We start from the raw sequence: 18,708 nt of genomic DNA, 5'->3' as shown, positions 1-18,708 counted from the left end.
GTGTGGGCAACACGCCGCTTAGTCCGATCCAGATGGCGGCAAGCTCGGTCTGGAAAGCCGTGCAACTGCTGGACGACCGCTCCGCGCTGGGCTCAAAGGTCAAACTCCACGGACGGTGTGGCTATGGCGATGCCGATAGTCCGGCACGAGACCAAAGCCCAGTCGGCGACTGATCCAAGCCCCATGCGCGAACACGGAGAAGCTGTGTATGCCTGACCACACCTCGAATTTAGTGCCCTGCTGTGTCACCGATATCGGCCCAGGCCGCATCTGGTGGGAGTGGCGTCAGGGGCATTGGATTATCGCTGCAAAACCTGCCTCTGCGCCAGAGCAGAAACGCCACGACGCTATCCGCCACGGGTAGATGTGCCCATCCGCTTAACCCGGAAAGAGTTTTTGCGCTTCTGAGGCAACAGCAGAAAGCTGGAGGGCCGCTAAGCCCCTCCGTCACGATCAATGCTTCTACCGAGCGTATTTGAACTCGGGAGCCGCCTTTAGCTGATCCTTGGTCATGTTCGTTGTGAGTATCGCATGGTCCGGAGCCGAGCGAGCAGCCGTATCTGCGGTCCGGTCCGTCGCCACTGTGCCTGTGGTGGTCGGCGCAGTCGGGCTGACGGCGCCAGGAGCCGCTGGCGTCGCCGGGGTTGTTGCTGTGGTGGCCACCGCCAGAGGGTCGTTCACGAACTTGATCTGGTCGAACGGGATGGCCACGTCCCGTTCGCCGAGGCCGAGGAACCCGCCGACGCCCACCACCACGGCCTGGATTGTGCCGCTGCTGTCTACGATCAGTTCGCTGATGTCGCCGATCTTCTCATTGTTCTGGTTGTAGACGTTCAAGCCGTCGAGCTTGGAGGCGCGCCATTGCCCCGGCTGCTCCTGGGTCATCCAGTTGCCGGGGTCCATGCGGGCTGGTTCCTTCGCGCCGAAGCTGGGGTCCCCCGCCGAAGGGGCAGGCATTGAGCGTGCGGGAGGAGCGGTGGTCGAGCCTGCGGGCTGGTTGGTCTGGGACAGCGCCGCGGCTGAAATTAGGATCGTACCGAGAAGAGCCAATGTGAGAGGCTTACCAAGCATGCTTTCCTCCATTGTCTTATCCGCGCCACGCGGCGCATGTCATAACAACGGGAAGCTATGTCCCTTCGTTCGGCTCACCTTTCTTTCGTCAGCGGCAGGAACTGACCCAGGTGGGGCGACTTGCCTTACGCGGCATGATTCCTCCTGAAACACCTTACCTCGTCCGCAGGCGAGGGTTTTTGTGGAGATTTCGGATGGGTTAGAAAGCAATCATGTGAGCCTTGTGCCCGCCAAGGCGTTGGAACGGCTGAAGAACCTTACTAAGAAGCGTCGCTCCGCCAGCCGATGAGGATAAGGGAAGTCGACCAGTTTTATTCCTCAGGGGATTAGCCCGCACTGTAATCGTTTACATAAAGCCCCGCCAGGAACATCAACAATAAAAATCTCGCTAACCTGAGTTCACTTTCCAAAAACCGCTTGCCAAAAATTGATCAGATGCGTAGGTGCGGCGCAGATCACGGGTATTTATTGTGCTGCATGGGTTCTCCCTGCTGATCCGGCCAGAACGAAGTCTGTTCTCGTCACCTTCCAATCAGTCCCAGTGCAGCCGAGGACATGAAAACTATGAGTGAGAGCGCAATCGCTCCGAACTACATTGAACTCTGTGCTGATATTGTCTCAGCTTACGTCAGCAACAACTCCGTTCCCGCCGCAGACCTCCCATCGCTGCTCAACTCCGTCTACGCTGCCCTGACGAAAACGACCCAAGGACAGCAAGAGGAGCCCAAGGCCGAGTTGACGCCAGCCGTGTCGGTGCGGAAGTCTGTCACTCCGGACTACATCATCTGCCTGGAAGATGGGAAGAAGTTCAAGTCGCTGAAGCGCCATCTGCGGTCTACTTACGACATGACCCCTGAGCAGTACCGTGCCAAGTGGAGCCTGCCAGCCGATTACCCAATGGTTGCGCCGAACTATGCCAAGGCGCGCTCCGAGCTTGCCAAGACCATGGGACTTGGCCAGCAGCGCAAGAAGGGTGCGGCTCCAGTAGAAACTGCTGCCAATGATGGTGCTTCTGCCAAGCCGAAGCGCACTGCCGCCAAGGCCGCTGCGACATCCGAGGAAGTGACTGCACCGGCTAAAAACCGCCGCACGAAGAAGGCTGCATAGTTCATCCTCCTTCTATGGAGCGGCCATAGCTGTTCAAGTGCTGACGGCCAAACCCGGTGCGACCTAGCGCCGGGTTTGACCGCCGCGATCCCTCTACGCTGCTATGCATGTGCTGCGTCGATCATGTCGCTACCGGCGCGGATAGCTTTAAGACCCTGTTTACCATGATGGCCCATCGTATTGGCTCTGTGCCTGGAGCCTTGCCATGGATCATGTCGATCAGGCCCATTACACCTGTAATGATCTGAGTGGCGACACCGAGAGAAATGCTCTGAAGACGGCGCTGATTGGCATAGCGCTTGCCATCCTTGCGTGTTTTCCAAGCTCCGCCTCTGCCCAAGCATTGCTTCCAGCGCGAGCAACTGACCTCATCCAAGTGGTTGGACCAGCAGGCCCGACCCAAGCGTGGATTGATTTCTGCCGGAGGTACCCTCATGAGTGTCGTGTCGATCTCTTGCAGCCTGCGCGGATTTCGCTGAACTCGCAGGTGTGGGCTACCCTCACACAGGTGAATGGGCGCGTAAACTCATCGATCCTTGCTGTCACGGACCAGGATCATTGGGGTGTTCTCGACCGTTGGGACTTCCCTGATGATGGCCTTGGTGATTGTGAGGATATCCAGCTTTTGAAACGAAAGCTCCTCGTCCGGGCCGGTCTGTCGCAGCGGGCCTTGCGGATGACAGCCGTCATCGACGAGCAGGGGCAGGGGCATGCTGTGCTCACGATCCTCACCGACCAGGGCGACTTCATTCTTGACAATAAGAGAGATGCCATCCTGCCCTGGTGGCAGACCGGCTATAGCTTCATCAAGCGGGAGGGGACCGACGGCAAAGGCTGGGTTGCCCTTGGAGACTACGCAGCCCCCGCTTACACGGCCTACCGTTAGTTTGAATCGCCGTTCTCGAAGAACTGTCGCGCCACCTGCGTGTGCAGCAGAAAGGCCGCTTCGACCGGCTCGTGGATAACCAACACTTCGGAGACCTCGGAATCGTGGGTGAATGGACCCTCATGCTCGACGGGAGGGCTCTGGCAGACGATCAAGTTTTGCCGCCGATCTGGTGTAGTCGCGACCGTCAGCACCCTCAGGGTCTCTGGGGCAACCACGACGCCTGTCTCCTCCAATACCTCCAGCACGCCAGTCTCCTGCCATGTTTGCCCGAGCATCTGGTAGCCACCGGGAGCGCGAGCTTGCCGCAGCCCTCGCCAGGGAGCGCACGGCGAACCATCAGCAAACCTCTCCGGAGAGGCACCAGTACGACCACTACAGTAGGCGTGTTGTGATATTGGGCCATCTCTGCGCCGCTTCGTCTTATGATCTTTCACTCTGGGAAACCGCAGGGCTCGGCAAAGCGGGCACAGGCGGGAGCGAGGCGGTGAGGGATCAGGATTGGCAGTGTCAAGATCGCCTCTTAGACTTCTTCCGCGCCCCTGCTGACGCTTTCTTGGGCGAGCCTTTGGTGGCGAGCCGCCCTAATGGCTTCGTCATTTCGTTCAGCACCGTATTCTGCTGACGCTGCATCTCCGCCGACCAGAAGCCACGGGCTGCACCAGCCCAGGTGTTCGCGGCACTCAGCCAGAGGCTGAGCCAGGGATTCTTTGCCATCTCGAACTCCCAGCCCTTCAAATGCTCCCGGCGCTCCGGCCATCACTGGGATTGATCCCATCACTGAGGGCAGCCTTCAGGGCCGACTCGCAGCGCTCGATATGGCTCATGGCTCGTTGGCGCAACTCCTGTACATTGTGACAGGGGGCGCTCACGTCCTGCTGGCAAAACTGGCAGATCATTGGGCTGGCCTCATTTTTAGCGAGAGCATGTCAGGCCAATAGGGATATGGGACCGGGGTTCCCGGTCACCTTCATCACAGCAAGAGAGGAGAGGATAGGGGAGGGCCGCTGACAGCCGATCACCTGCTGGTCGATCGACAGTTGAGCCATATAACCTCTCCATCAACTCAAGACTTCGCCCATGACCTCCCCCCAATCTTCAGTTCGCGCGGGTCGGCGACGAGGCTTGAGCAAACAAAACGGATGCGAGGAGAACATCGTCATGGAATACGTGAGGCTTGGCCGCTCAGGCCTTGAGGTTTCTCGCCTGTGTCTCGGCTGCATGACGTACGGGGTTCCCGGTCGCGGAAATCATCCGTGGACCCTCGATGAGGAGCAGAGCCGCCCCTTCATCAAGCGTGCGCTGGAGCTCGGCATCACGTTCTTCGACACCGCCAATGTCTATTCCGACGGCACGAGCGAAGAGATCGTCGGTCGCGCCCTCAAGGACTTTGCACGCCGCGATGAGGTGGTGATCGCCACGAAGGTGCATGGGCGCATGCGCCCTGGGCCGAACGGCGCCGGCCTGTCGCGCCTGGCGATCATGACGGAGATCGACAACAGCCTGCGCCGGCTCGGCACCGACTATGTCGATCTCTACCAGATCCATCGCTGGGACTACGCAACACCCATCGAGGAAACGCTCGAAGCCCTGCATGACGTCGTCAAAGCCGGCAAGGCGCGGTATCTCGGGGCATCGTCCATGTATGCCTGGCAGTTCGCCAAGGCGCTCTATGCCGCGGACCTGAACGGCTGGACGCGGTTCGTGTCGATGCAGAATTACTACAACCTTCTCTACCGGGAGGAGGAGCGGGAGATGCTGCGTCTGTGCCAGGCGGAGGGGATCGGGGTCATCCCCTGGAGCCCGCTCGCCCGCGGCCGCCTGACCCGCGACTGGGATGAGACCAGCGCCCGGTCGGAAACGGATGAGTTCGGCAAGTCGCTGTACGCCAAGACAGCGGAGGCCGATCGCCGGGTGGTGGAAAGGGTGGCTGAGATCGCAGCCCGTCGCGGCGTTCCCCGAGCGCAGGTTGCATTGGCGTGGCTGCTGCACAAGCCAGTCGTGACCTCGCCTATCGTCGGCGCTTCGAAACCACAGCACCTAGAGGACGCGGTGGCTGCCTTGTCCCTCAAGTTGTCACGGGAGGAGATAGCGGAACTGGAAGAGTCCTATGTGCCGCACGGGCTAGCTGGTTTTGCCTAAGGGGAGGCGGACCAAGCACGGCCGCGAGGCTGATCTCCATACTTGTCTAGCCATATCTGTGTGCGCAGCCCGCCATTCACTCTGTCGCGAGTCGGGCTGCTGATTGCTCAGTCCCGGTGCTCTCGTACCAAGCGCGCGATCCGGTTCAGGTGGTGGTCGTGGATCTCGAATCCTGCCAGGCCGTGAATTGTGTCGAAGAGATAATCCCGGCAGGAGCCGAGGACCCCACAGGCCGTCGCAATCGTCTGGGCCGTGGCGGCCTCCGAGACAGGACGCACATAATTTGGTGCGGCACGGTTGATGGTGAAGGCAATGCCGGACATGCCGTGAGGGAGACCGAGTCCGTGCAGCCTGACCCAACGCGGTACATAGGCTCCTGTGACCATCTCGCGCCGCCAGACCAACTCGAGCTCAGCCTCTGCCTCGGAACGAGCGATGCGAAAGGCGACGCCCCGGCAGGAGCCGCCGCGATCCAGCCCCAGAACCAGACCGGGGCGTTCCGGCGTCCCGCGTCCAATCGGGGTAGCCAAGCAGAACTGCCGGTGCCAGCCTCGGATCAACACGGGTTGCCGCTCGGCATAGTGGAAGGCCGGGTTCCAGATCAGCGAGCCATAGGCAAACAGCCAGATATCACCCGGGACAGGTTGAGCCGCGAGCGTTGCTTCCAACGATTGGCGTCGCTCCTCGTCACTCAGCACCCGAAGGTTCGTGCCCGAGTGGGCGATCATCTCGTTGACAAACCCGTTCTGCAGAGCCTCCCGGGTCATTGGGTGACGCTGCCTCTTCCCGATCGATCCTTCCAATCCATCCTCCGCCTGACACTCAGCGAGACGTCGGGTGATATATAGCCCCGGAAGCAGCGGCGTATTCATGCCCCTGACGCATGGCAGTGCCCCGCAGCGTGTTGTACGTCCGCTTAAGGCAGGTACACCGGACACTCCCATAAAGCCGTGGATCTCAGGGTCTGACACAATCCGGACTTTCAGATAGAGGCCTCCGCCCCACCCGGTTACCGTAACTGAAGGAGCGTGTATTCAGTTCGCCTTCAAGGCGAGCTGACGTCTCAGTTCAGGCGGCCACCATTTTCAGCGAAGACATGAATGGCATCAGTTCGACCTACGATGGACAAAACTGTTCCAGGCGTCGCTTCGCTCGACCTCGGGAGTTCCACCGTAACGAGGCGTTCGGCCCCGATATCCAGATAGGCGTAGGTCTGGCCGCCCAGTCGCTCGACAAGGACCGTCTCGCCAGTGAGCCACGCATCACTGGACTTACAGACGCTCAGGTCTTCAGGCCGGATCCCAACAGTGATCGGCGCGCCGTCTCCGAAGGGCTGAACCGTCGGCGCTGGAATTTCAATCACGCTGCTTTCTTGCAAGCGCACGCCAAGAGCGCCCGGTCGTTGCTCGGCCCGTAGATTGAACGTGTTCATGGCTGGGCTGCCGATGAACCTCGCGACGAACAGGGTTTGTGGGCGGTGGTAAAGATCGAGAGGTCGGCCGACCTGCTCCACACGCCCCGCATTCATGATAACGATCCTGTCCGCGAGCGTCATAGCCTCGACCTGATCGTGTGTCACGTAAACCGTCGTGGCCCGCATGCGCCGATGCAGCTTCGCCATCTCGAGGCGCATCTCCACGCGCAGCGCTGCATCCAGGTTGGACAAGGGTTCGTCGAAAAGGAACGCTTCAGGCTCTCGCACAATGGCCCGCCCCATCGCGACGCGCTGACGCTGCCCGCCGGACAACTGTCCAGGCAGGCGCTCGAGATAGGGAGCGATCTTGAGAATGTCCGCCGCATTGGCCACGCGCTGCTGGATCTCCCCGGCAGGCGCGTTCCGCATCTTGAGACCGAAGCCCATGTTATCGCTAACGGTCATGTGCGGATAAAGCGCATAGTCTTGAAATACCATTGCGATGTTGCGGTCGGCCGGTGGGAGATTGTTCACGACGGTATGACCGATGCGCAACATGCCCGACGAGATCTCCTCGAGGCCGGCGATCATCCGCAGCAGCGTTGATTTTCCGCAGCCCGAGGGCCCTACCAGGACGAGGAACTCGCCGTCACCGATCGTGAGGTCGATGCCGGGGATCACCTCAACGCTGCCATAGCACTTTCCGACTCTCTCTAGGCTGATCTGGGCCATTCCCGTCTCCTGCCGAATGCGGATCTTCGTGGATCCCTGTTGATTACCATTATTGATAATGATAATCATAACTCATTGCAACAACGCTCGTGCGGCCATGGTCAGCTTGTACCTCCAACGGACTCAGCAGCCTCCGGCATTCCGCCCAGCCAAGTCGGGCGAGGTCTACGAGGCGGTCAAGCGGGACATCATGCTGGGTGAGCTTCCGCCGGGCGCTTCCCTTGTGGAACTCGATCTCGCCGCCGCCTTCGGGTGCAGCCAAGGACCCGTACGGGAAGCCCTCCTTCAGCTTCAGGAGGAGGGGCTGGTCATCCGGCAGGCGCACCGCGGCACCCGGGTTGCTGACTGCACGGCCGATGAAGCGGTCGAGATGTTCCGGCTCCGCCAAGCGGTCGAATGCCGTGGCGTGGTCAGGGCCCTCCAGCGGCCAAGCCGGACACTTGTCACCGATCTCAAGCGGCTGATCGATGCGATGGAGGAGGATGCCCGGGCCGGAGACGAATACAAGCTCGCTGAGCATGACCGGGATTTCCACCGGCGTCTGCTGCGCGATGCCAACCTTCCGGCCCTTGAGCCGATCCTGCATCGCTGCCTGGTCCACAACCACCGATTCAAGATCTCCCAGTCCAAGGGCGAGCGCGACCTGCTAGCCACCGCCCGGCGCCATTTCTCAATTCTTGAGGCCATCGAACGCTCGGATGCGGGCACTGCCGCGGAGGCGCTCGCGCATCACATCGCGACCATCGTGGATCTCGGGCCCGACGTTTTCTCAAATGGAGACCAATGATGCGAGAGATGCCCGAGGATCTCCCTGGCGATCTGGCGCCGGACACGGCTGCACTGATGGACCGGGTCGCAAGGGAGGATGGGCCGCAGCCCGATCCGACCCTCCTGCCACCCGCCGAAGGGCGTGCGGCGGCGGCCCAGGGCAATCGACGCTGGAATGTCGAGCTTCCCCCCATGGCCGAGATCCGCGAGCATGAGGTTCCGGCCGATCCCGCTGTGGGATCGGCCGCGTGCCGCGCGCGCGTGCTCGTTCCAAAGGAACGCGCCGAAGGCACCCTTCTTTTCGTGCACGGCGGAGGCTTCGCCTTCTGCAGCCCCGAGACGCATGAACGATGCGCCCGCCTTCTGGCGATCGAAAGCGGAATGGCGGTCGTTACGCCGGATTACCGGCTCGCGCCCGAGCATCCCTATCCGGCCGGTCTCATGGATGTGGTGGCCTGCCTGCGTGCTCTGCAAGCGGCGCCGTCCATATTCGGGCTTGCGCCCGGTCCGCTTCTGATATCGGGCGACTCCGCCGGCGCCAACTTGGCGCTGGCTGCGATGCTCCACGAACATCGACACGGGCGTGAGCTTCCTCAAGGCGCTCTCCTCTTCTACGGCGTCTACTCCGCCGACCATGGTTCGCCGTCGCATGTCCGCTTTGCCGAAGGGCCGGGCCTCACGACCGCGAAGATGCGCCGGTATTGGGACTGGTACGCTCCGAACGAGGAGGCGCGTCACGATCCTCTGGCATGTCCCTTGGCAGCCAAGGACTCCGAGCTTCAGGCACTGCCCCCGCTATGGCTCCATGCCGCCGGAATCGACCCCCTCCTTTCCGATACCCTGGCCCTCGGGCGACGGTTGCGCGAACTCGGCCGGGACGATCCCGTGAGTATTGTTCCAGGCGTCGTTCATGGATTTCTGCAGATGAGCGTATCGCTTCAGGCGGCACGCGACTCTCTGATGGCGGCAGGGGCCGCCGCGCGAAAGTTGGCGAAGACCAACAGCTAACAATCAACAACCCAGCACGGAGGAAACGATGAAAACACTGATGAGGAAATTACTGGCAGCCTGCAGCTTGGCGGCCGGCCTGGCTCTTGCAAGCGGCGCGCAGGCCGAGACGGTTCGCTTCTGGTATCATTTCGACAACCCGGACAATCCGATGTCGAAGCTCGTCGAGAAGTTCCAGGCGCAGAATCCCGGTATCACGATCGAGGCCGAAAACGTCCCCTGGAACAGCTACTACGACAATCTCTACACGTCGGTCGTCGGCGGCAACGCTCCCGATGCGGCCATGGTGAAGCTCTTTGCCCAGCCGAGGCTGGTGGAAATGGATGCGCTGGAGCCGATCGGCGATCGGATCGACAAGTGGGCCGGCAAAGCCGACCTTCTCGATAATCTCCTCAATCTCAACAAGGGTCCGGACGGCAAGCAGTATTATCTGCCGATTCAGTACGTCGTTCTCTATCTGTATTACCGCACTGACCTGTTCAAGGCCGCCGGCCTTGAGCCGCCGAAGACCTGCGATGAATTCCTGAATGCTGCGAAAGCCCTCACGAAGGCGCCGGACCAGTACGGCTTCGGTTTCCGCGGCGGCAAGGGCGGCTGGGATCAGTGGGGCACGTTCGTCTTCTCGAAGGGCGCGAAGTTCGAGAAGGGTGGGCTCACCACCCCTGAAGCGATCGCGGCCAATCAATGGGTCATCGACCTCTACCGGGTCCATAAGGTGTTCCCGCCGTCCGCGCCGAACGACGGGTTCCAGGAAATTCTTGGCGCCTTCAAGAGCGGCAAGACGGCCATGACCATCCACCACATCGGGTCGTCCGCTGATATCGTCAAGGCGCTCGGCGACAAGGTATCGGCCGTGCCGGTTCCCCGCTGCGGCGACAGACCGTGGACCTCTTATGGTGACGAGTCGCTTGCGATCTTCTCGTCCTCGAATGTCAAGGACGCTGCCTGGAAATGGATCTCCTTCCTCGCCCAAGGCGAGAACAATGTCCTGTTCAACCAAGCGACCGGACAGCTGACCGTAACGAAGAGCGGATCGAAGAACTGGAAACTGCACGAACAGCGCTTCGTCGACGCGACCGTCGCCTCTCTGCCGTTCGCCTCCGTATTGCCTCAGACATCAGCCACGGCGGATTTCGTGAACACGGTGCTCCCCACCACCATGCAGCGTGCGCTGACCGGGCAAATCACCTCCGAGCAGATGATGAAGGAAATCGAAGGCCTTTTCGCATCGCAGTGACAACTCTGTTCAGGCTGCGCCTCCAGGGCGCAGCCTGACCCGCCTCCATAAGAGATTTGCCCATGTCCTTTTCGGCCGTCTTGCCGGATCAGGCTGTCCCGGCGCGCACGTGGCGTCACCGCCTGCTGCCTTATGGTCTGCTCACACCGGCTGTTCTCGTGACAGTTGTGATCGTCTTCCTTCCGATGATCGAAGCCATTGTCACGAGCCTGTATGAATTTGTGCTGTTCAGGCCCAACGCGGCCCGCTTCGTGGGCTTGGGCAACTACGTCAAACTCCTCCAAGATCCCGTGTTCTGGATTACCCTGGGCCATACGGCGATCTGGATTGGTCTGACGGTCCCGCTGCAAATGGGACTGGGCCTGGTTGCAGCCCTGATCCTGAACCGTCCGTTTCCATGGCGGGGCCTCGCCAGGGCTTTGGTGATCGTCCCCTGGGCGCTGCCCAGCGTCGTCATCGCGCTCATGTGGCGCTGGATTTACGACGCCAACACGGGCGTCATGAACGAGATCCTACTGGGTTTGTCCATCATTCAGTCTGCCATTCCATGGCTCGCCGATCCGGACAAAGCCCTTTACGCTGTGATCGTTACCCTCACATGGCAAGGCTTCCCATTCTTTGCGGTCATGATCCTGGCCGGTCTTCAGGGCATTCCCAGGAGCCGCTACGAGGCGGCGGCCATTGACGGCGCCAGCGCATGGCGTCAGTTCCGCCATGTGACATTGCCGGGAATCGCTGGCGTCCTAGCGACCGCCGGTCTGCTCCGGATTATCTGGGTGGCGAACTCCATCGATGTGATCTTCGTGATGACCGGTGGCGGTCCCGGCTATGCGACGCAGACGCTTCCGCTCTACGCCTTCATCAAGGCGCGCCAGAACCTCGATTTCGGCTATGGCACCACCATCGCGGTGATGTTCACGCTGCTCTTGGGCGTCGTTGTCGCCTTCTACATTGCACGCACGTCGCGGGAGGTGGAACGATGATCGGAAAGCCGACCTTGACGCGGCGCATCCTGACGACCGACCTTCCGGCGCTCGGCGTCGTTCTGCTGGCCGTCGGCCCCTTCCTCTGGATGCTCATGACGTCCTTCACCCCGCAGGAGAGGCTTGCCGCCTTGGGGGTTGCAGTCAGTCCTGCCAGCTGGTCCCTCGAGAACTACGTGCGTCTGGTTGCCCGTACTTCGTTCCTCGGGAACATGGGGCACAGCCTTATCGTGGCGGCCGGAACCACCGCACTCGGCCTGTTTGTTTCGGTCACGGCGGCCTATGCGATTTCGCGGTTCCGGTTTGCAGGCCGCCGGCTATTGATGATGCAGTTCCTGCTGGTGAACATGTTCCCGGTGGTGTTGCTGATCCTTCCGCTCTTTGTGATGATGCGCCGGCTTGGTCTCCTCGATACGCATGTGGCTCTGATCATCGCCAATGCCACGGTCGCTATTCCGTTCTCGGTCTGGATGCTGACGAGCTATATCAACGCCATTCCGAAAAGCCTCGACGAGGCAGCCATGACGGATGGCTGCAGCCGGCTCCAGGCGCTCTGGCGTGTCATCCTGCCGCTGGCAATGCCGGGCATCATATCGACTGGTCTCTACATCTTCATCACGGCGTGGAACGAGTATCTCTATGCGCTCACCCTGGGTGGGCGGAACGTCCGCACAGTCACCGTCGCAATCCAGACCCTGATCGGCGAATACCAGATCGAGTGGGGGCTCCTCTCCGCGGGCGGAGTCGTTGGCGCTTTGCCGGCCACCATCCTGTTCCTCATCGCCCAGCGCCGTCTGATCGGCGGACTGACTCAAGGCGCGGTTAAAGGCTGATTCACGGAAATGAACTCTTATCAAGGACGGTCATGAATCCCATCGGTTTGATATCCATGCAATACGCCCGGCCTTTCACGGCCGAGCACTTTCCGCTCTTCTCACGAATGAGATCGCTCGGCTTTGATTTCGTCGAGCTTCTCGTGCCGGAGCCCGGTGAGATCGACCTCGACGCCGCCCGGCGCGCCCTTGCGGATGCCGGGATCGGAGTCATTCTGGCCGCCCGCGTCAATCTCCAGCGGAATCTGGCCAGTGACGAAGCAGCAGCTCACCAGGCCGGTATCGACTACCTGCGCTATGCCGCCGATTGCGCAGCCGCTCTGGGGGCCGAGATCGTGGGGGGGCCCCTGACGGGGAACCCCCTCGTGTTCGCAGGGCGCGCGCCTGCTCCGGTCCAGGAGAGCGAGAGGCTCGCACGCAAGGAGCGGTGCGTCACCGGGCTTCGGCAGGCGGGCGATCACGCCGCAGCTGCAGGCATCAAGCTCGCCGTCGAGCCGCTCAACCGTTTCGAGAGCGATGTGCTCTGCACGGCACAGCAGGCGATCGAACTCCTGGACGCCGTCGAGCACCCTGCCATAGGACTGATGCTCGATACCTTTCACATGCACATGGAAGAAGCCTCGATACCCGAAGCCATTCGGCTTGCGGGCCCGCGGACTATCCACTTCCAGGCGAACGAGAACCATCGCGGCTTTCTTGGGACAGGCTCTACTGATTGGGTCGAGGTCTGCCGGGCACTTCACGACGTCGGCTATGAAGGTCCGATCTCGCTTGAGCCGTTCCGGCGCAACGACGATCGCTTCGGCGTACCCTTTGCCCAGTGGCGTCCGCCTCATGAAGATGAAAGCGAGCGCCTCGCCGCCAGCACGTCCTTCCTGAAGTCCCACCTGAACCTGACGAGATATCGGCGATGACCATTAAAGTTGGCTGGATTGGTTGCGGCACTCACGCAACGCAGATGCTGCTTCCGCAGCTCGTACGCCACGATGTCGAGGTCGTTGCCCTCTGCGACGTCGATGGAACCAGGTTGGCTCATGCCGGCCGTCAATTCGGCGTCAAGAACCTCCTCACGGATGCCCATGAACTCATCAACAGTCGCGGCATCGACATGGTTGGCATGGCAGTCGGTCCCAATCAGCACCTTGCCTTTGGAAAGGCCGCTCTCGAGCGAGGCCTCCCGGTCTTCATGGAGAAGCCACCCGCTGCGACTGCGGAAGGTGCCCGCGAGCTCTTGAGGGCCTCCGAACGCAGCGGAAAACCATTGGCTCTCGGCTTCATGAAGCGCTATTCGATCGGCAACAGGATCGCCCACAACATCATCGCATCCGGCCGGTTCGGGCGGGTGCTCGGCCTGACAGGCTACTATATGACCGCCCCGACCTACTTCGTCGGCAACGTGGATTACAGCGGCTTCTTCCTGCACCATTGCATCCACTACATGGACTTGGTCTCATTCTTTGTCTCACCGGTGCGGGAGATGAACGCCCGTAAGGTCGAGGCAGCACCGGGGAAGATCCTCTTTCACGTGGATTTCGGGTTCGAGTGCGGCGCCATCGGCACCGTCGCCATGGGAACGATGCAGTCACGCGGTACCCCCGTCGAGCGCATAGAGCTGATGGGCGACCATCAGAGGCTTGAAGTCGATGACGTGATCGAGGTCCGCTGGAACCGGAATCCTCCATTCAAGACGGACGATCTCGCAGCCACTTTGAGCGAGGATGTCGATACGCTGACGTGGAAACCTAATTTTACAGCCGCGGCCAATGAAGATCACAAGGGCTATCACGCCTTGCTGGCGGACACCGTCAAGCTGTTTCGGGGGGAGGCGTCTGCTGCGCCGACAATTGCCGATGGTGTAGTTGCCATGGAGCGATTGGAGAAATTGCGCCAGCTCCTTGATGCCTAGGAGAATCCTGGAGAAGGACCCCCGGAATGAGGAGTCATAAAGTCGCCGGAGAACCCATACGATGGCGGGTTTTTATGTGGCCTCGCCAAAAGCCAAAGGCTTGTCTGCGATCTGCGCAGGTTTTCTGGATCTGCTGCAAGCGTGCTCCAGGGCTGCAACTCCTATCCCCTCAGTTCAATGACGAAAGGTAGTGTGTTCAAAAGTAGGCATTGTGTTGGATGGTCGGCTTCTAGCACACTTGAGACGTAAACCCGAGGGCAGCAATCCTCACCTAACCGGACGTTCCGAACCGTCGGCGAACTTCACTGCCCAATCCTGAGCAGGTGCATCCCAACAATGATGGGCAGCCCGACTGAGAGGTCGGCATCCGTGCCACCACTCTTAGACTGCCGCCCAGCCGCCGTCCATCGTGTAGGCGGCTCCCGTAATTGTCCGCGCATGGGAGCTACAGAGAAATACCGTGAGTGCACCGATGCTCTCGACCGACGAGAACTCATACATCGGCTGCTTCGCTCGCAGCAGGTCAATGCGTGCCTCTTCCGGGCTCATGCCGGATGCCGTGGCCCGTGCTTCGACCTGATGCTGAACGAGTTCCGTCAGAACCCATCCCGGGCAGATCGCATTGCACGTGATTCCATCATTGGCTGTCTCCAGGGCAATGACTTTGGTGAGCCCCAGCAGGCCATGTTTCGCCGCGACATAGGCGCATTTGTTTGGGCTCGCGACCAGGCTATGAACAGAGGCGACGTTGATGATGCGTCCCCATCCACGGGTGCGCATGCCCGGCAGCACCCCTTTGATGGCATGGAATGCGGCGGTCAGATTAAGTGACAGGACGTTGTCCCAACACTCGTCGGCGAAAGCCTCGATGGGGGCGACATGCTGAATCCCGGCGTTGTTGACCAGAATATCGACGGTCCCGAACTGCTCCTGTGCGAATGCGACAAGCCGCTCCACATGGCTGCTCGTTCGAAGATCCGCCGCATGATAGCGCGCCTCAACGTTCCAGGTCGCGGCGATCGCGTCCGCAAAGGGCTCGCCCTCCTTGCTCGACCGGCGGCCGTTGAGGATGAGGTTGCAGCCTGCCTCCGCCAAGGCTCGCGCAATCCCCTCGCCGATGCCTCGGGTCGATCCGGTGACAAGGGCAGTACGGCCTGAAAGCGGGCGAAGCATCGGGTGCGTCGCGACCTCAGCCGTGAGCCTGTGGTCTTCTGGCGGAGATAGAACGGCGTGCATGGATTGTGTCCTCAGGGTTTCGGAGGCATCACAACGGTGGCTGGGTTGGTGGACGGCTTGTGTCTGTCGAGCGTACGGACGAGACGGGTTCTGGCACTGATGACGCCCTTGACCGCCAGCGGCAGGGCCAGCACGGGAAGGACACAGGCGGCCACGTAAGCCTCTGTGGCTGCGGGAAGCGTTGCTCCAGCGGCCGCCCAAGCCAACGTGACGTTGCGATTGCCGCTCACGAGCCCTACCGTGAACGCGTCCTTGGCGCCCCACGAGGAGAACAGGAGCGCTCCGACGAGACCCGCCCCAAGGTTCACCCCAACCGCTGCCGCGATGAACAGGCTGAAGGCATCCGGATCGGTGGCCCAGTGGGCCCGGATCCCGCTCATCATCGCGAGGCCAACAATCACGAGCCCGATCACAGCCACTCCTGCAGCGGCCGTTTGGCCCGGCAGCACAACCTGAACCTTGCTGCGCCAATATCGCGCCATCTGAGCGACCATGGCCGCCAACCCAATAATCAGCGCCAAGCGCCAAGTCAGATGGACCATATCGATTGAGACGTTGACACCGAGCACCGTCGCGAATGCCGGCATCGAGAGAGGTGACACCAGTGTCAGACCAATGGAAGCGGCGAGCGCCAGGCGTGGCTGCAGGCCCAGGATGGCTGCGATGGCAGCGGCACTGCCCACGGGCGGGGCCAGCACGGAGAGGATCACGCCTGCCTGCAGGGCAGGATCGAGGCGCAAAGAGAAAACAATGGCAGCCGCAATCAGCGGCACCCCCAGGCCGATCCAGGTGAGTGCCAAGAGGATGCGCCGCCAGCCTAAGCCCTTCTCGGGAGGGGCAAGACCAGCCGTCAGAAACGACCCCAATGTGAGCAGGAAAGCCGAAAGGGGCAGCACCTGATAGGCGGCTGTCGCGAGTGGTGCCACAGCCGCGCCAAGCAGCAGGGAGAGGACCAGCAGAGCAGGCCCGTGCTGGCCGATCGTCGTCAGACCTTGTCCCAGAACGCGCATAGCAATCTCCCGACGGCTGAGCGCAAGGGCACTCAGCCCAGCAGAACGCGGGGGAACTCAGACATCTGCAATCTCGACAGCTGAATGCTGTTGCAGAACAATTCAACCTGACCTGGGCTCAGATTGGCGAACCGGGCCTAGTTCCGCATCCCCCGATCGGGGGATGCCCGACTTCAGAGGTCGTGCTATGCTACGGTTAGTAGCCACGGCCCGCCTCTAATCGGAGCGGCGCGACGGTCGCCTGGGCCGCCATAGTCACGGAGGTTGACTCCATGTCTGATGGTCAGTTGCTTGCGCTTACTGAAGAAATCTATGATGCCGCAGCGGGCGGAACGCCCTGGACTGCTGTTGGCAGGAGCCTGTCAAGCTTGCTCCGGGCCAGCAATGGCTGGGTCTGCGTCTCGGATCAGCAGGGCGAACACGCGGAACTCCTCTACCGGGCTGACTACCCCGATAAGGAGATTGTCGCCTATCAAACTTACTACCGCCATGTTGACCTATGGACAATCCGGACGGCGGAAGCCGTTCGGCAGGTGGATCCGAACGCGCCGCCGCGAGCAAGGACCAGCGGTCACTTGGTGCCGGATGCCGAGTACGTTCGAAGCGAATTCTACGCCGATCTCGGGAGGCATGTCGGCCTGCGCCATGTGGTCGGCACGGTCGTGCCGCTGGGGACTGCCGGGCTCATGCCGGTTTGCCTGCACCGCGCCGACGGGGAAGGCCCCTTCGAACAGGCCGATGCCCGTCTGCTGGATCATCTGCTGCCGCATCTGCGACGCGCCATGCAATTGCGCCATCGTCTCACCCCTGGTCCATCCTCCAGTTCGCCTGGCACAGCGGCACTCGATGCACTCTCAACGGCAGTGGTGGTTGTGGATGCCGAGATGAGGGTCCTGGTGGCGAACGCAGCCGCTGAGGCCATAGCAGTGAACAGGTTAGGATTGCGGTTTGTTGCGCAGAAAGTTGGGCTTGGTGTCCGTCACCGCGTTCTCGCAGCCCTCCACCACGAGGATCAGAAAACTCTAAATACCCTTGTGCGAGCCACAGCCCTGGATGGCTCCCCGGGCGGGGGACTACGGGTGCGGGATGCATCGGCTGCACCCGTTCTTGCTGCTCTTGTGAGTCCGTTGCCGCGCCGGCTGTCGGAAGGAACAGGAGGGTTGTCCGGACGTGTGCCTGGTCAAGCGCTCATCCTGCTGCGGGATCTCAGGGCAGCATCCCGAGCACCGGATTCGAACCTGCTTCGCCGGCTGTTTGGATTGACGCAGGCTGAGGCAGAAGTAGCATGTTCTTTGTATGGTGGTGCCACCAAGAGTGCTGTGGCAGCCATGCGTGGGCTCAAGGAATCGACCATCAAGAGCCAGGTCGACGCCATCCTCCTGAAGACCGGAACGGTCAATCTGCGTGATTTGGAGCGCCTCCTGGCTGACCTGCGCTAGGAAGCCTGGAAGCGGTGTAGCTAAGCATCAGTGTCGCGCTGTGCGGAAACTGGGGAGCGCGAAGGTTTGTGCAATAAACCGCGCCAAACAGGACAAATTCGGAACAGCATCTCTCAGACGCTGTCGGTTTCTTAGTGGCGACGCGCGCTGAAACACTCAGAAACTCTCAGGAGATCAAAGCTCTAGCCATATTGTCGATCTCTCAGCCGATGATCAGTACCATCAAGCACCGTGCGTTCGTCTAGCACCCGACTGCCGACCGCGTTGAGGCGTCATGCAAGGCGGGAGTGCCTGCAAAACAGCGTCAATCGGATGCTGTCGGACCGATGTTCACGCTTCGTCCAAGTTGCCGAGGTTTATTGCACAAACCTTGCGCGCTCCCCAGCTTCTTTCAGTCCCATGATGTTCTGATCACGCCTGCCATCACGATCAGCCCACGGCCATGGCGGGAACCTTATCCAACTGAGATCGACGGGCAGCGGACACGCAACTACTTTCACTGGCTGGCGATGGCCTATTATGTGACACTGTCAGGTCACCCTGCTGTTTGTCTGCCTGTTGGGCTTGACGCGCAGGGGATGCCCTTTGGTCTGCAGATTGTAGGTCCCAGAGGAGGAGACGCCTTCGTCCTGGGCGTAGCGGCTGCACTTGAGGAGGCGTTCAACGGTTCCCCGACGCTTCAACGGCCAGTTCCAAACATTGAGCAACTTCGAGTGGCTCCCCCGATCAGCAGCATGGATGGGTTCCTTGGCTGGGCGTGACGACCCGCAGGGGCATATCGCTAAGGGGAGGCAACCCCAGGTCACGACGCCGTGTCTGAGTCGGGTCAGTCTAATCTTGTTGGGCAAGCATACGCCGTGATCCGCAACCTCGACCAAGGTCAAATCCCGGGTGGTCTTACTTTCAGGCCCGCCAACATTGCTCATTCAGTCGTGG

General features: G+C 61.0%; 19 protein-coding genes. 12 read left to right on the top strand and 7 right to left on the bottom strand.

Features of this window, described 5'->3' with window-relative positions; genetic code table 11:
* Positions 1–462: 462 nt before the first annotated feature.
* The gene (locus tag DDF70_RS22645) at positions 463–1,071 is read right to left on the bottom strand and encodes a PRC-barrel domain-containing protein (RefSeq protein ID WP_114947081.1); all 609 of its coding nucleotides are present in this window, start codon (positions 1,069–1,071) and stop codon (positions 463–465) included.
* Between the two features lie 564 nt (positions 1,072–1,635).
* Here DDF70_RS22645 and DDF70_RS22640 point away from each other — a divergent pair.
* Together DDF70_RS22640 and DDF70_RS22635 are read left to right on the top strand one after the other, a co-directional pair.
* Positions 1,636–2,178 carry a Ros/MucR family transcriptional regulator gene (locus tag DDF70_RS22640; RefSeq protein ID WP_114947077.1) on the top strand — a complete coding sequence of 181 codons (543 nt, stop codon included), beginning with the start codon at positions 1,636–1,638 and terminating at the stop codon, positions 2,176–2,178.
* A gap of 205 nt (positions 2,179–2,383) precedes the next feature.
* Positions 2,384–3,064: a transglutaminase-like cysteine peptidase gene (locus DDF70_RS22635; protein ID WP_114947076.1), complete on the top strand. Its 681-nt coding sequence runs from the start codon at positions 2,384–2,386 to the stop codon at positions 3,062–3,064.
* Here the strand turns inward: DDF70_RS22635 and DDF70_RS22630 are convergent.
* Together DDF70_RS22630 and DDF70_RS36835 are read right to left on the bottom strand one after the other, a co-directional pair.
* Entirely contained in the window at positions 3,061–3,312 is a 252-nt protein-coding gene (locus DDF70_RS22630; RefSeq protein WP_114947075.1) for an NUDIX hydrolase, read from the bottom strand. The two genes, DDF70_RS22635 and DDF70_RS22630, sit on opposite strands and share 4 nt — an antisense overlap.
* Positions 3,313–3,574: 262 nt before the next feature.
* Entirely contained in the window at positions 3,575–3,781 is a 207-nt protein-coding gene (locus tag DDF70_RS36835; RefSeq protein ID WP_162820583.1) for a hypothetical protein, read from the bottom strand.
* Between the two features lie 444 nt (positions 3,782–4,225).
* Between DDF70_RS36835 and DDF70_RS22620 the strand changes: the two genes are divergently transcribed.
* Positions 4,226–5,206 carry an aldo/keto reductase gene (locus DDF70_RS22620; RefSeq protein ID WP_114947073.1) on the top strand — a complete coding sequence of 327 codons (981 nt, stop codon included), beginning with the start codon at positions 4,226–4,228 and terminating at the stop codon, positions 5,204–5,206.
* 107 nt (positions 5,207–5,313) lie between these two features.
* On the opposite strand, the gene DDF70_RS22615 is transcribed toward DDF70_RS22620, so the two are convergent.
* Positions 5,314–5,973, bottom strand: coding sequence for a gamma-glutamylcyclotransferase (locus DDF70_RS22615; protein WP_114947072.1), 660 nt, complete (start codon positions 5,971–5,973; stop codon positions 5,314–5,316).
* A gap of 296 nt (positions 5,974–6,269) precedes the next feature.
* Positions 6,270–7,352: an ABC transporter ATP-binding protein gene (locus DDF70_RS22610; RefSeq protein WP_114947071.1), complete on the bottom strand. Its 1,083-nt coding sequence runs from the start codon at positions 7,350–7,352 to the stop codon at positions 6,270–6,272.
* A gap of 97 nt (positions 7,353–7,449) precedes the next feature.
* Between DDF70_RS22610 and DDF70_RS22605 the strand changes: the two genes are divergently transcribed.
* The 7 genes from DDF70_RS22605 (at position 7,450) to DDF70_RS22575 (ending at position 14,087) form a co-directional block, all read left to right on the top strand.
* A complete protein-coding gene (locus DDF70_RS22605; protein ID WP_114947070.1) occupies positions 7,450–8,139 on the top strand; it encodes a GntR family transcriptional regulator in 690 nt (229 codons plus the stop codon).
* Positions 8,140–8,147: 8 nt separating this feature from the next.
* Positions 8,148–9,128: an alpha/beta hydrolase gene (locus tag DDF70_RS22600; RefSeq protein WP_205772465.1), complete on the top strand. Its 981-nt coding sequence runs from the start codon at positions 8,148–8,150 to the stop codon at positions 9,126–9,128.
* A gap of 28 nt (positions 9,129–9,156) precedes the next feature.
* Positions 9,157–10,365, top strand: a complete 1,209-nt coding sequence (locus tag DDF70_RS22595; protein WP_114947068.1) for an ABC transporter substrate-binding protein — start codon at positions 9,157–9,159, stop codon at positions 10,363–10,365.
* 62 nt (positions 10,366–10,427) lie between these two features.
* Positions 10,428–11,348, top strand: a complete 921-nt coding sequence (locus tag DDF70_RS22590) for a carbohydrate ABC transporter permease (protein ID WP_114947067.1) — start codon at positions 10,428–10,430, stop codon at positions 11,346–11,348.
* Positions 11,345–12,181, top strand: coding sequence for a carbohydrate ABC transporter permease (locus DDF70_RS22585; RefSeq protein WP_162820582.1), 837 nt, complete (start codon positions 11,345–11,347; stop codon positions 12,179–12,181). The genes DDF70_RS22590 and DDF70_RS22585 overlap by 4 nt, the downstream gene beginning before the upstream one ends.
* A 32-nt stretch (positions 12,182–12,213) precedes the next feature.
* Complete coding sequence (locus DDF70_RS22580; RefSeq protein ID WP_114947066.1) at positions 12,214–13,095, top strand: sugar phosphate isomerase/epimerase family protein; 882 nt, start codon at positions 12,214–12,216, stop codon at positions 13,093–13,095.
* A complete protein-coding gene (locus DDF70_RS22575; RefSeq protein WP_114947065.1) occupies positions 13,092–14,087 on the top strand; it encodes a Gfo/Idh/MocA family protein in 996 nt (331 codons plus the stop codon). The genes DDF70_RS22580 and DDF70_RS22575 overlap by 4 nt, the downstream gene beginning before the upstream one ends.
* A 381-nt stretch (positions 14,088–14,468) precedes the next feature.
* Here DDF70_RS22575 and DDF70_RS22570 read toward each other — a convergent pair whose 3' ends face one another.
* Positions 14,469–15,323 (bottom strand): 3-hydroxybutyrate dehydrogenase, encoded by an 855-nt coding sequence (locus DDF70_RS22570; protein WP_342633944.1) that lies wholly within the window; start codon positions 15,321–15,323, stop codon positions 14,469–14,471.
* Between the two features lie 11 nt (positions 15,324–15,334).
* The gene (locus DDF70_RS22565) at positions 15,335–16,333 is read right to left on the bottom strand and encodes a hypothetical protein (protein ID WP_205772464.1); all 999 of its coding nucleotides are present in this window, start codon (positions 16,331–16,333) and stop codon (positions 15,335–15,337) included.
* 368 nt (positions 16,334–16,701) lie between these two features.
* Here DDF70_RS22565 and DDF70_RS36830 point away from each other — a divergent pair, with 368 nt between their 5' ends.
* Entirely contained in the window at positions 16,702–17,772 is a 1,071-nt protein-coding gene (locus tag DDF70_RS36830) for a helix-turn-helix transcriptional regulator (protein WP_162820581.1), read from the top strand.
* Between the two features lie 326 nt (positions 17,773–18,098).
* Entirely contained in the window at positions 18,099–18,533 is a 435-nt protein-coding gene (locus DDF70_RS22555) for an amidase family protein (RefSeq protein WP_114947062.1), read from the top strand.
* Positions 18,534–18,708 lie beyond the last annotated feature (175 nt).

The sequence above is a fragment of the Microvirga calopogonii genome (assembly GCF_003347665.1).
In the GTDB taxonomy this organism is placed as follows: Bacteria; Pseudomonadota; Alphaproteobacteria; order Rhizobiales; family Beijerinckiaceae; genus Microvirga; species Microvirga calopogonii.
Note: the sequence above shows the minus strand (reverse complement) of the source record. Positions and strands in the feature narration are given on the sequence as shown.

Bases quoted from the DNA above. Each gene is read 5' to 3' on its own strand.
- DDF70_RS22645 (WP_114947081.1), bottom strand. From the start codon at position 1,071: ATGCTTGGTAAGCCTCTCACATTGGCTCTTCTCGGTACGATCCTAATT.
- DDF70_RS22640 (WP_114947077.1), top strand. From the start codon at position 1,636: ATGAGTGAGAGCGCAATCGCTCCGAACTACATTGAACTCTGTGCTGAT.
- DDF70_RS22635 (WP_114947076.1), top strand. From the start codon at position 2,384: ATGGATCATGTCGATCAGGCCCATTACACCTGTAATGATCTGAGTGGC.
- DDF70_RS36835 (WP_162820583.1), bottom strand. From the start codon at position 3,781: ATGGCAAAGAATCCCTGGCTCAGCCTCTGGCTGAGTGCCGCGAACACC.
- DDF70_RS22620 (WP_114947073.1), top strand. From the start codon at position 4,226: ATGGAATACGTGAGGCTTGGCCGCTCAGGCCTTGAGGTTTCTCGCCTG.
- DDF70_RS22615 (WP_114947072.1), bottom strand. From the start codon at position 5,973: ATGACCCGGGAGGCTCTGCAGAACGGGTTTGTCAACGAGATGATCGCC.
- DDF70_RS22610 (WP_114947071.1), bottom strand. From the start codon at position 7,352: ATGGCCCAGATCAGCCTAGAGAGAGTCGGAAAGTGCTATGGCAGCGTT.
- DDF70_RS22605 (WP_114947070.1), top strand. From the start codon at position 7,450: ATGGTCAGCTTGTACCTCCAACGGACTCAGCAGCCTCCGGCATTCCGC.
- DDF70_RS22600 (WP_205772465.1), top strand. From the start codon at position 8,148: ATGCCCGAGGATCTCCCTGGCGATCTGGCGCCGGACACGGCTGCACTG.
- DDF70_RS22595 (WP_114947068.1), top strand. From the start codon at position 9,157: ATGAAAACACTGATGAGGAAATTACTGGCAGCCTGCAGCTTGGCGGCC.
- DDF70_RS22590 (WP_114947067.1), top strand. From the start codon at position 10,428: ATGTCCTTTTCGGCCGTCTTGCCGGATCAGGCTGTCCCGGCGCGCACG.
- DDF70_RS22585 (WP_162820582.1), top strand. From the start codon at position 11,345: ATGATCGGAAAGCCGACCTTGACGCGGCGCATCCTGACGACCGACCTT.
- DDF70_RS22580 (WP_114947066.1), top strand. From the start codon at position 12,214: ATGAATCCCATCGGTTTGATATCCATGCAATACGCCCGGCCTTTCACG.
- DDF70_RS22575 (WP_114947065.1), top strand. From the start codon at position 13,092: ATGACCATTAAAGTTGGCTGGATTGGTTGCGGCACTCACGCAACGCAG.
- DDF70_RS22570 (WP_342633944.1), bottom strand. From the start codon at position 15,323: ATGCACGCCGTTCTATCTCCGCCAGAAGACCACAGGCTCACGGCTGAG.
- DDF70_RS22565 (WP_205772464.1), bottom strand. From the start codon at position 16,333: ATGCGCGTTCTGGGACAAGGTCTGACGACGATCGGCCAGCACGGGCCT.
- DDF70_RS22555 (WP_114947062.1), top strand. From the start codon at position 18,099: ATGTTCACGCTTCGTCCAAGTTGCCGAGGTTTATTGCACAAACCTTGC.